The following is a 12,263-nucleotide window of genomic DNA, read 5'->3' on the forward strand; positions in this document are numbered from 1 at the left end:
ACTACTCAATAATTCACAACAATGTTGCTGTCAGCCTTTAACCGCACCTGGAAAGTAAGAACTTAGGGTTAAACAAATCACAACCGCCCAAGTTATCAACAAGACAAAACGCTCTTTTGGTTTTAATGATGCGTCTACTGGCAACTTTCCTTGATAACCACGAGTTACCATAGCCGCGTATACTCTCTCTGCTCTATCTAAACTACGTAGATATAAACTACCAATCATGGCAGCACTAGCATAGCGCAGCCATCCTGCAGTACCTGTGAGGCCACGTAGTTGAGCGCTGCGGATCATTTGTGTCACTTCATCTACCAAAATCTCCATATACTGCCCTGCTAAAAGTAAGTTTTCTTTGATAGCAGCAGGGACGGGTAAGCTTTTCAGCGCAATACCAAAACTATGGGGCGGTAGAGTTAACAAAAAACTATTCATGACTAACAGACATACCAGAGAACGCAACAATAGAAAGCTCGCTCTCTCCCATCCCAAAGGCAATGCTAATAACGATAGAAAAATCAATTCTGTACCTACTAAGCTAGCCAGATGGCGTAATGGTACGCGTAATATACTGGCCCATAAAAGTGCGATCGCACCATACACACCCAACCAAGGCCAAGCATGATATTTTAATAACGCTGCTCCGATAACTATCACCAGGGATAGATGTAAACGTAACGGTAAGGCGAATCTAAGCATTATTTGGTTTCACTACCTTGGCTATCCCAAAGGCAATAGCAAAGCACACCGCAGCACCTAAAAGCCCGGCAATACTTGTGCCAATTGTCCCTAAACCTTGAATACTGTAGTCAGCAAAGGGGGTTGGTACACTTATGCGGACATTTTCAGCTAAGTTAATAAAGCCTAAGTTTCCCGCTACCCTTTCCAAACCATCCGGCCATGCAGAAGCAAATAGTGACAGCACTCCTGCAATTAAAAAGATACTCACAACCGGAACTAACCAGCCTTTAAATTCCTCCTGTTCTCCTGGTAATAAATCCGGCCTTGCGGTAATTAAATAAGTTAAAACACCACCAGTAATTAAACCTTCACCCACACCAATTAAGATATGTACGCCAGTCATTGCGGGTAATGCAATCGCTATAGGTGCAGTTCCCGAAAGACCTAATTCAATAGCACAAGCTATGGCAGCTACCACTACACTAATACCAGATGCTATCCCAGCTGCTAGAGGTAAACGCCCTTTAGAACCACCAAATAAGCGTTGCAAAGTTTGGGTTAAAACCCAACCAACCCAAACACCAACTATAGCCATATTGAAAATATTTGCACCCAAGGCTGTGATCCCACCATCGGCAAAGAGTACAGCTTGAATAATTAAAACCGTAGCAATAGACAACATCCCTGCCCAAGGACTACCTAAAACAATCGCCGCTAAAGTTCCCCCCAACAAGTGACCGCTAGTGCCTCCAGCTACCGGAAAATTGATCATCTGGGCAGCAAATATAAAAGCAGTAGTTAAACCCAAGATAGGCGCGCGACGCATACCTAAAGCTGCTTGCGATCGCCCAGAAGCAATGAATAGTGCTATCACACTTGCTAAACTTGTAGCCCCTGCTACTGACCCTGAAACAAATCCATCAGGAATATGCATGATCCGCCCCGTTTTGAATGTGTTGACTCACACAATTAAATCAATATAACCACGGTATTTATATTAACAAAAAACAAAATTTTCCGGCTTTTTGCAATGCCCTCTCAGGGGATTTTTACTACTTCTTAAGGAGGATTGACAAGCGAATTTATGTTAAATATTTTAGTTATTTACTAGTTTTAATATTTTGTTATATTTATTTAAAAATAAATATTTAAATTAAGCAAAATCCTCATATATGTAGAAAATGTTGTAAACCAAACTAATAATTTATCGGACTCATATTTGATTTAGGAAAAAAAATCCGTACCTCCAAAAATTACTCTTTCCTACTCCCCTCTCCCCACTCACTACTCCCAGGCTACGCAGATAATTTCAATAATCAAACCGGATTACTATATAAATACTGATGTTTATCAAATAAATTAGAATTACTGCCTATAGTAATTTGATTGATATCTAATAATAGATTAGCAGAGCAATCTTCATTGAATAAGGCATGAACAAATCAATAGTTAAAAGTAAAGGCGAGTTTAAAATATCATTAAATACTATAGCGTTTCCTAGTCTGCTGAAGTACAAATCTCTGCGTACCTCTGCGCTTAACTCTGCGACCCTCTGCGTTTCAAAATATTACCTGTACCTCACTTAACTGGGAATCGCTATAATGATACTTTGAGTAAACCCACCTTAATTCTGGAAAAATGTATTTAGCCGATGTTGGGTATGTCTATACAAAACTCACAGCCTTTTCCTAGTTGAGAAACAAAGTTGAGTTTACCGCCGTGTTTGTAGACAACAATTTGATAACAAATAGAAAGTCCTAAACCAGTGCCTTGTCCAGGTTGTTTAGTCGTAAAAAATGGTTCAAAAATGCGCGATCGCACTTCTTCGGGAATACCATGACCATTGTCAGCAATCTGAATTTGAATTGTATTTTCAGCCGTCACTTTTGTCCGAATCCAAATTTTCGGTTTGTCCATGATTTTGCGTTGAGTAGTTAAGTCTGCTAGGGCATCAATAGCATTATTCAAAATATTCATAAATACCTGATTCATCTGGGCAGCATAACAAACTACTAGCGGCAAATCACCATATTCTCTAATTACTTCAATAGCTAAATTATCGGCACTGGCTTGTAGCCGATGATTCAAAATCAATAAAGTACTCTCAATCCCCTCATGCAAATTAACAGGTTTCATTTCGGCTTCATCTAAACGCGCAAAAGTGCGTAATGACAAAACCAATTGCGAAATTCTGTCTGCTCCCATCATCATCGAATTCAGCATTTTGGGCAGGTCATCAGCAATAAAATCGATATCTACAGTTGCTGCTTTTTCTCTAATTTCTACCCTGGGCTTGGGATAATATTTTTGATACATTTGCAGCAAATTCAGCATATTTTTGGTGTACTCAGCCACATAAGTAATATTGCCAAAAATAAAACTAATCGGATTATTAATTTCATGGGCTATACCTGCGACTAGTTGACCTAACCCAGCCATTTTTTCACTTTGAATTAACTGGCTTTGAGTTTGCTGTAATTCTTTGAGAGTCTGTGTTAATTCTTCTTTTTGTCGCTGAGTTTGTTCGAGTAATTCTGCTTGCTGAAGTCCTACACCTAACTGATTCCCTATTTGTACCAGCAAATCCACTTCTTCTTCTCGCCAATCACGGGCTACAGTGTTGTGATAAGCCGCTAATAATCCCCATAACTGATCGCTTTGGAAAATTGGCACAATCATATAGGAACGAGCTTCCATTAATTGGCTCAAAGAAACATATTGATGAGCATCTTGATTGTTATAAATATCTCTAACCACCAGAATTTGACCTTTGGCAAAGTCTCCTCCTTGGGTTTCTTGTAAATAATCATTAGCAATCACACTCAAAAGTTTGCGAACCGAAGCCCAACCAGGCGCAGCTGATTCTGCGACAAATTCCCCACTCCAATCAGCCCGGAAACGATAAATTGTTACTTGATCTACTTCTAACAACCGCTGGACTTCTTGGGTACTAGTAGCAAAAATTGTATGTAAGTCAAGGGATTGGCGGATTTTTTCAACGGTAACAGCTAGTGCTTTTTCTCGTTCTGCGGCTTTTCGTTCTCGTTCTGCGGCTTTTGCTAGTTGTTCGGCTTGTAACTGTACTTGTTTTAAGGCTTCTGCTTGCTGTAATGCAACTCCTAGCTGAATACCGACTTGAGCTAATAAGTTGATTTCTTCATCTTGCCAATACCGGGGTTGGGAGTTTTGATAAGCTACCAACAATCCCCATAATTTTTCACCTTGGGAAATTGGTACAAACACTTCATGGCGCGGATATTTACCAGCTTGCGTTTCTTGAAGCAAGGCGCGTTCTGTTACAGGCTGGGGTTTGACAATGGGAGTCCAGCCATCGACGATGGAATCAGCGACAAATTCACCACTCCAGTCAGGGTAAAAGCGGTAAATTGCGACTCTTTCTACTTCTAATAGTCGTCTAACTTCTTGAGTAGTGGTTTTAAAAATAGCTTCAATATCTAGAGACTGGCGAATTTTTTCCACAGTATTTGCCAAGGCTCTTTGACGTTCAGCAGCTTTACTCAGTTCTGCGGCTTGGCGCTGCATTTGCTGTAAAAATTCTGCTTGTTGTAAAGCTACACCTAGTTGCGTACTAACTTGAGTGAGTAAATAAACTTCATCTTCTTGCCATTCGCGGCTATTACTGTTTTGGTATACCGCTAGTAATCCCCAGAGTTTTTGACCGTGGTAAATGGCAATGATTACGTAAGCTCTGGCTTGATAACGTTCTAAAAGTTTGATGTAGCAGTCAGTAAAACCATAACTATAAATATCATTACAAATACGATATACTTCGCTTTTGGTAAATTTACCTCCTTCTGTATCGCGTAAGTAAGTATCCATGACTGGGGTTTCAGTCAACTCTTGCACGCTACACTCGCTGACATTTTCTTTTAAATTAGAGTCTTGTGATTGTTCTTCAATCAGAGAAATCCAACCCTCGGCTACTGATTCAAAAACAAATTCACCACTCCAATCAGGATTGAAACGATATATGGCAACCCGGTCTGCATTGAGTAATTCTCGGATTTCTAAGGTACTAGTGCGGAAAATTCCTTCTAAATCTAAAGACTGACGAATTTTTTCGACGGTGATGGCGATGGTTTTTTGCCATTCAGCGGCTTTGGCTCTAGCTTGGGCTTGTGCTAGTTGTGTTGATTGAATTTTGACTTTTTCGAGATAATCTGCTTGTTGGAGAGCAACTCCCAGATGGGCAGCGATGAGTTGCACAAACTCAATTTCTGATTCTTCCCATTGTCGAGGTGTGCCACATTGATGAATACATAACAATCCCCACAAGTCTTTGCCTCTAATCAAGGGGGCGATGATATTAGCGCGTATTTGGAATTGTTCTAAAAGCTGGATGTAGCATTCACTAGCATCAGTTTGATAAATGTCAGCCGTGGCATTAATCCGTCCCTGCTGATATTTACTGGCAAATTCCACACTAAAGCATTCATCGCGGAGTTTAGCTGCTAATACCGACTTCCAGCCTGGGCCGACATCTTCATAGATAATTTCTCCACCCCATCCCGATTCAGGATAAAAACGAAACACACCGACGCGATCGCTCTTCAGTAGTTGCCGGACTTCTGTAACTGTGATCTTGAAAATAGTGTCTACATCCAGAGACTCTCGAATCCGAGCAATGACACCAGACAGGGCTTTTTGCTTCTCGCTTTGATCTAGGGAGAATGTCATATCTGACTGATATTGTAATTGCGGAGAATTCTGGTGTATAGATTTGAGATTAGAGGAGTTTTCCATTCTCTATCTGACTTTAAATAACGAAAGTCCTTCATATCATAATTCCCTGATTAGTTTCAAAGGTAACAGTTTGCTCATGTCGGGAAAGCTAGTCAAATTCTCGCACAATCTTAGAGGCTGTCTCTAAAGAAATGTAAAGAGAGCTAAGTCAGAAAATCACTATAAATAAAAATTGTTTTTGAAGCGATAAAGTACTGGTTTCAATAATAGACTTGTCCGAAATATTAACTTAGGGAAATAAAAATGGTAAAAAGTTAAATTGAGCATTTACCATTTTTCTGAAATAGTTAGGGTTTTTGATTATATTGAGAAATATCCACATAGAACAAAACAAATTTTAGGTATTAGTTATGAACAACTCCAATCATCGTTAAATTCGTTAAGCTAAAAAACATTTAAATTGCATAATATATTTCTGCCAAATTCTTGTGGGGTGGGACGGACAGCCCGCCCTGATTATCCAATTTAAATGCGTAACAGCTTAACATCGACATTAATTTGTTAATAACGACACTAATGTGTTAACGACGACAAATAATTAGTTATTCGACAACACCAATCGGGATGACTGGATTCGAACCAGCGGCCCCTTCGTCCCGAACGAAGTGCGCTACCAAGCTGCGCTACATCCCGTCAAAAAATGGCAATATTTTTTATTATACCACAAAGAACTTCAAAAAGGAAGTTTCACAGTTAGTAAACTTGGTTAACAAGCGTAAATTGTGGCGATCGCATTTCAGTTTATCCTTATTAAGGTCACTTTTCCCCATATCAGTAGACCAGTTCTCATGAAAAACTCAACCAATTCGGTGTTGTATGCTTTGTGCCTAGCAAGCCATAATTCAGACTACAACTAAAAATTACCAACAATATTTTCGCTCGATATGAACGTTTAAGGCAATTTGGGAGCTAATTCTAGAGCAAGAGATTTTTGGGGATTACTCCAGTAAAATTTCCAAAATTAAAATTTTCTCAAATAAAGATAATTATGACCACAAACAAGGGATAACTAAAAATAGTTCCATTCAGGGTAACTATTTCGCCTTTGTTCTATGACTTATTGCCTCAGAATTGCCGACATCCCCACAAATGAACGTCCGCGTGAACGCTTAATGACACATGGGCCAAAAATTTTAGCCACTGCGGAGTTAATTGCAATTCTCTTAGGCACAGGACAAGGGCCAGGCAAACTTTCAGCTGTGGGTTTAGGGCAATATCTGTTGCAGGAACTCAGCAAACATCAGCGCGACCCATTAGCAGTGCTGCGCGAAGTTACGCCTGCGGAATTAATGCAAATTCCGGGTATCGGCCCAGCCAAAGCCACAACTATTTTAGCGGCGGTAGAACTCGGAAAACGTGCCTTTCAATCTCGTCCTTTAGACCGCACACCCATAGAAAGCCCAATGGCCGCAGCCGCAGCATTGAGTCACGATTTAATGTGGCAGACACAAGAGCGTTTTGCGGTACTTTTATTAGATGTTAAGAATCGCTTGTTAGGTACAAAAGTAATTACCATCGGTACAGCCACAGAAACTTTAGCTTCGCCGAGAGAGATTTTTCGGGAAGTAATTCGTCAAGGCGCAACAAAAGCAATTGTCGCTCACAACCATCCTTCGGGTAATGTGGAACCTAGTGATGAAGATATAGAATTGACGCGTCAACTTTTAGCAGGAGCGCAGTTATTAAATATTCCCTTGCTAGATCATTTAATTTTAGGCAATGGCAATCACCAAAGTCTCCGCGAAATTACAACCTTGTGGAATGAATATCCGCAAGGTGATTAATTGCCAATTTCTCTATTCGCTTTGGGTGCTTAATGACAAGTCTTGCACCGGAAACGATATCTAACCCAAAAAAGCAAACTCTGTTTTTATCTGCCAACGTCTACCATCGTGAATTAATAATGTTAACCTGTCAGCCATAAATTCAAAATATACTTGTCTATGGGCAAATTCTGGCCAAGCAGCTTTAAAATTTCGTCTGGTCAAATCTCGAAAGGCGACTGTCATGTGAGGCGCAAAAGGACGTTTTTTGCCCACCTTGTCTATAATGCCTAATTCAGCTTCCATTTTTACCATTAAATGGGCTTGGAGTTGCAAAAGTTCTTGGCTTCTCACCACATCAATATAGATAACACGGGGAGCAAAAGCATTAAAACCGTTGAGTGTAATTAATAATGACTGTTTTTGATGAGCAAATTCCTGTAAAAATGCTTCTAACCGTGGCGTATCAGCATTCGCCCATTTAAATGGCGGTTGTAGGGTAATGTGGGGTGGTGATTTTTGGGCGTGGCGACTAGCGTAATTCTCAGCAAAATATTGCTTGATATTGTTAGCGTAATCTTGAATTTCTGGTGGTGGTAGCAGGGCAACAAAAAAAAGGCTGATTTTAGGCATAATTATTGCGATCGCTCTACCAAAACCTACTACTCATTTGCTACTCAAAACGGTAGCCTAAAAGTGGTAGTTTGATTTACTCCCATACTTATTATGCTGCCTAAACCCACTAAATATTGGACACCTCAACACTGGGCTAGTTGGAAGCCATTCGGTATTGGCGAACAGTACCCCAATAATTACTGGGAAGTATTTCGCGCTATCTGGTTGTCACGCCATAAACTACCTTACGCCTGGAAAATTCTCAATCAAGGTGTTTGTGATGGTTGTGCGTTAGGAACAACCGGGATGAAAGATTGGACTTTAGATGGTATCCATCTGTGCAATGTGCGGTTGCGCTTGTTGCAGATGAATACTATGCCTAGTTTTGATCCCGATTTACTGCAAGATGTCGCCCAATTGCAAACTCAAAAAAGTTCCCAGTTACGGGAATTGGGGCGACTACCCTACCCAATGATGCGTCAACGCAAAGAAAAAGGTTTCCATCGGGTTAGTTGGGAAGAAGCCTTAGATGTAATTGCTACTCATATCCGCGCTACCACACCAGACAAACTCAGTTTTTACGTTACTAGTCGCGGGACTGTCAACGAAACTTATTACGCTACCCAAAAAGCGGTGCGGGCTATGGGTAGCAATAATATTGATAATGCCGCCCGTATTTGCCATTCTCCTAGTACGGCAGGGTTGAAAAGCACTCTGGGCGCAGGGGCTACCACTTGTTCTTATAAAGACTGGATAGGTACAGATTTATTAGTTTTTATTGGTTCTAATGTCGCTAATAATCAGCCAGTCACAGTGAAATATCTGCACTACGCTAAAAAAGCTGGCACAAAAATTGTAGTGATTAACACTTACCGCGAACCTGGAATGGAAAGGTACTGGGTTCCTTCAATTGTGGAAAGTGCTTTATTTGGGACTAAGTTTGCCGAAGACTTCTTTTTGGTCAATGTCGGTGGTGATATAGCTTTTCTCAACGGCACAATCAAACATCTAATTGCCCACGCATGGGTAGATGAATCTTTTATCAACAATTATACCTCTGGTTTTGCCCAACTCAAAGCATCTTTAGAACAACAAACTTGGGAAGAGTTAGAACAACTATCGGGCGCAACCCGCGATGAGATGTATGCCTTTGCCAAAATGGTTGCAGCCGCAAATAAGGCTGTATTTGTTTGGAGTATGGGCATAACTCAGCATGAATGTGGCGAAGACAATGTACGCAGTATTATTAACCTGGCACTGACTAAAGGCTTTGTTGGGCGCGAAGGCTGCGGTTTAATGCCAATACGCGGCCATTCTGGCGTACAAGGTGGGGCAGAGATGGGATGTTATGCGACGGTGTTCCCCGGTGGTAAACCTATCAACTCAGAAAATGCTGCTAAGTTAAGTCAACAGTGGGGCTTTGCAGTACCGACTAGTAGAGGGTTAATCGCCCCAGAAATGATTGATGCTGCCTATCAAGGGCAATTAGATGTGTTGTTTTCTGTGGGTGGGAATTTCTTAGAAGTATTGCCAGAACCAGATTATGTGGCTGGTGCATTAGCAAAGATACCTTTGCGGGTACATCTGGATATTGTGCTTTCTAGTCAGATGTTAATTGAGCCTGCTGATACTGTGGTGCTTTTACCTGCCACAACTCGTTATGAAATACCGGGAGGTGTAACGGAAACTTCTACCGAACGGCGGATAATTTTTAGTCCGGAAATTCCCGGGCCGCGTGTTGGTGAGGCGCGTCCAGAGTGGGAAGTGTTTATCGAATTAGCCAAGCGGGTGCGTCCAGAGTTAGCAGATAAGGTAAGTTTTGCGAATACCTCTGCGATTCGTGAGGAAATTGCCCAAGTTGTACCGTTATACGCCGGTATTCAACATTTGCAGCAAGCAGGCGACCAATTTCAATATGGTGGTTCGCATTTGTGCTTTGGTTGGCATTTCGCTACACCTGATGGCAAGGCTTATTTTACACCTCTATCACCACCGCAAAAAGAATTACCAGAAGGTTGTTTTTTGGTGGCTACCCGTCGAGGCAAACAGTTTAATAGTATGGTGCAAGAACGCAAAGATGCAATTACTGGGGCGTTCCGTGAGGCGGTGTTAATTAATGCGGTGGATGCAGCGGAGTTGAATTTAAAGGATGGGGAGCGGGTAATTTTAAAAAATCAGTTGGGCGAGTTGGTGGGGAAAGTTTATATTGCACCCATTCAACGGGGAAATTTGCAAGTCCACTGGCCAGAGGGAAATGTACTGCTTGATAAAAGTAAGCGATCGCTAGAAGGAGTCCCAGATTACAATGCTGTTGTCAGACTGGAAAAATACACTAAGTAATATACATCAAATATGCTAGGAGCGATCGCAATTTTTTCCATTAATAATCACTGTCAGCTACACAAATGCCTTTACATTTAATCCCGTTGGTAGCAGTACGCAGGCAATGAGGACATAAAACTTTTTCAGTTTCTGTTGCTTGATTGTTTGTATTATTAGTTGTTTCTGTCTGGATTTTTTCAGCCATAATATCGTGTTTACTTAAATACACTAGTACAACAAGGCAAAAGTAAAAAGTAAAAAGTAAAAAGTAAAAAGAAATAATCTTGATACCACAAGCTTTTTAGCAATTTCCGATGGTCTGTTTATTTAGACCAATCTGTACTAGGGAGTAGGGAGTGGGGCATAGGAATAATATTTTTACACCCAACTTAGTATGAGACGCGGGGACACTCAAGTTTTCCCTACACCCTACACCCCATTTTCTTTTACCTATTCCCCATTCCCCCTTCTCTTAACTTTTATCCTGATAACTAGCTACAGCCGCTCTCAAATTACCTTGATGTTCTGATAACAGTTTATCGCCTGCTTCTTTTTCTAAACCAGTCCAATGCATTAATAAAGCAAGCTTGACCCATTTACCACTACGTTCTAGTAAAGAATTAGCAGTTTCTCGGCTGAGGCCTGTGAGGTCTTGTAAAATTCGTAAAGCGCGATCAAGGAGTTTTTGATTTGTGACTGCAACATCTACCATCCGATTACCGTAGACTTTGCCGAGTTTGACCATCACCCCAGTAGACAGTATATTTAAAGCTAGCTTTGTGGCTGTGCCAGCTTTTAAACGCGTTGAACCAGCTAACACTTCTGGCCCAGTCAACAGGCGAATATCAATATCTACATCAATGCTAACTTGCTCTTGTGGAACACAGGCGATAAATATAGTTACCGCGCCTCGTTGACGAGCCGCACTCAGCGCGCCGTGAACAAATGGTGTTGTGCCGCCAGCCGTAATTCCTACCACCACATCTAACTGGGTAATGTGCCGTTGAGCGATGGCCGCTTCGCCATCTTCGGCGCGGTCTTCTAAATCTTCCGAACTGCGAACCAGCGCACCCGCACCACCCGCAATGATTCCCTGCACCAATTCGGGCGGCGTACAAAAAGTAGGCGGACACTCTGCTGCATCTAATACCCCTAACCTACCACTAGTGCCTGCACCTATATAAAATAAACGTCCTCCTTGGTGTAATCGCGCTGCTGTTTGCTCAATGGCTGATGCTAACTGCGCTTTAGCTGCGGCTACTGCCGCTACTGCTTTTTGGTCTTCGCTATTAAATAATTCTACTAACTCTACAGCACTGAGTTGGTCTAAATTGAGACTATCAGGATTGACCTGCTCAGTTAAAAGATGCCCACGTTCCTGCAAATTTACCATTTTTTCCTTTTTCAATAGTCAATAGTTATTGGTCAATAGTCAATAGGTTCAGGACTTACGCACAAGCTACTGAAAATCGTAGACGCGATAGCGGCTTGCCGCAGGCTACCACAGAGGCGCAGAGTTCACGGAGAAATGAGAGTTTGAGAGATATTTTGCGTAAGTCCTAAGGTTCTCTTCCTCTGAGTTAAAAGTTAGGAGTAAAAAACCTGACTTTCTAGCCCCTAGCTCCTTTTTTACAACAACCCTTCTAGTTTGCGGCGAATATCAGCGAGTTCAGAGTCGGAAAATTCGGTTTCTGCGGCGGGTGGGACTTGTTCAGTTTCCAAGGCATTTTCATCAGCCTCATCAGTTGCGGCATCACTTTGCCAGTCTGGTTGTTCTACGTTAATTTCTGGCGGAATCACTAAGTCGCTGTTTTCGGGAACGATTTCCCAGCCATAATTAGCACTTTCGCAAAATTCTTTGATTTCTTCTGAATCAATTGCTTCTACGGTGGGTGTAGGGAAATCTTGAGCTTCTAACATTAAAGCAAACCGCAAAGCATCATCTTCTGACTCGAACATCAAAATTTTATTGCGATCGCCTACTCTAATTGTATGAATGCCTTCGTTATCTGTATGAGCATTAAAAATTAATACAAATATACGCATTGGACTAATCATCTATCCTTTTACTTAAATTTTTCTTCACTCTAGTCATTGTTTTCCAATTTTAAAACCCCA

General features: G+C 41.4%; 9 protein-coding genes and 1 tRNA gene. 2 read left to right on the plus strand and 8 right to left on the minus strand.

Going from position 1 to position 12,263, the window contains the following annotated elements:
• Nucleotides 1-30: 30 nt before the first annotated feature.
• From H6G69_RS01525 to H6G69_RS01540, 4 genes are all read right to left on the minus strand, one after another.
• Nucleotides 31-699 (minus strand): energy-coupling factor transporter transmembrane protein EcfT, encoded by a 669-nt coding sequence (locus H6G69_RS01525; RefSeq protein ID WP_190680839.1) that lies wholly within the window; start codon nt 697-699, stop codon nt 31-33.
• Entirely contained in the window at nt 692-1,615 is a 924-nt protein-coding gene (locus tag H6G69_RS01530) for an energy-coupling factor ABC transporter permease (RefSeq protein WP_190680841.1), read from the minus strand. Before H6G69_RS01530 ends, H6G69_RS01525 begins: the two co-directional genes overlap by 8 nt.
• A gap of 710 nt (nt 1,616-2,325) precedes the next feature.
• Nucleotides 2,326-5,445 (minus strand): GAF domain-containing protein, encoded by a 3,120-nt coding sequence (locus H6G69_RS01535; RefSeq protein ID WP_190680843.1) that lies wholly within the window; start codon nt 5,443-5,445, stop codon nt 2,326-2,328.
• A gap of 559 nt (nt 5,446-6,004) precedes the next feature.
• A tRNA-Pro gene (locus H6G69_RS01540) sits at nt 6,005-6,078 on the minus strand.
• A 419-nt stretch (nt 6,079-6,497) separates the two neighbouring features.
• Between H6G69_RS01540 and radC the strand changes: the two genes are divergently transcribed.
• The gene (radC, locus tag H6G69_RS01545) at nt 6,498-7,229 is read left to right on the plus strand and encodes a DNA repair protein RadC (RefSeq protein WP_190680845.1); all 732 of its coding nucleotides are present in this window, start codon (nt 6,498-6,500) and stop codon (nt 7,227-7,229) included.
• A 60-nt stretch (nt 7,230-7,289) separates the two neighbouring features.
• Here radC and H6G69_RS01550 read toward each other — a convergent pair whose 3' ends face one another.
• A complete protein-coding gene (locus H6G69_RS01550; RefSeq protein ID WP_190680847.1) occupies nt 7,290-7,841 on the minus strand; it encodes a 2'-5' RNA ligase family protein in 552 nt (183 codons plus the stop codon).
• 93 nt (nt 7,842-7,934) lie between these two features.
• On the opposite strand from H6G69_RS01550, the gene H6G69_RS01555 reads away from it, so the two are divergent.
• A complete protein-coding gene (locus H6G69_RS01555) occupies nt 7,935-10,163 on the plus strand; it encodes an FdhF/YdeP family oxidoreductase (RefSeq protein ID WP_190680850.1) in 2,229 nt (742 codons plus the stop codon).
• Nucleotides 10,164-10,203: 40 nt separating this feature from the next.
• Here H6G69_RS01555 and H6G69_RS01560 read toward each other — a convergent pair whose 3' ends face one another.
• From H6G69_RS01560 to H6G69_RS01570, 3 genes are all read right to left on the minus strand, one after another.
• Nucleotides 10,204-10,350 carry a hypothetical protein gene (locus H6G69_RS01560; protein ID WP_190680852.1) on the minus strand — a complete coding sequence of 49 codons (147 nt, stop codon included), beginning with the start codon at nt 10,348-10,350 and terminating at the stop codon, nt 10,204-10,206.
• Between the two features lie 267 nt (nt 10,351-10,617).
• Nucleotides 10,618-11,538 (minus strand): N-acetylmuramic acid 6-phosphate etherase, encoded by a 921-nt coding sequence (gene murQ, locus H6G69_RS01565; RefSeq protein WP_190680854.1) that lies wholly within the window; start codon nt 11,536-11,538, stop codon nt 10,618-10,620.
• A 236-nt stretch (nt 11,539-11,774) separates the two neighbouring features.
• On the minus strand, nt 11,775-12,203 hold the full coding sequence (locus tag H6G69_RS01570) for a DUF3110 domain-containing protein (RefSeq protein WP_190680856.1): 429 nt from the start codon (nt 12,201-12,203) through the stop codon (nt 11,775-11,777).
• Nucleotides 12,204-12,263: the final 60 nt, after the last annotated feature.

This window comes from Nostoc sp. FACHB-110 (assembly GCF_014697425.1).
Taxonomy (GTDB): domain Bacteria; phylum Cyanobacteriota; class Cyanobacteriia; order Cyanobacteriales; family Nostocaceae; genus Nostoc_B.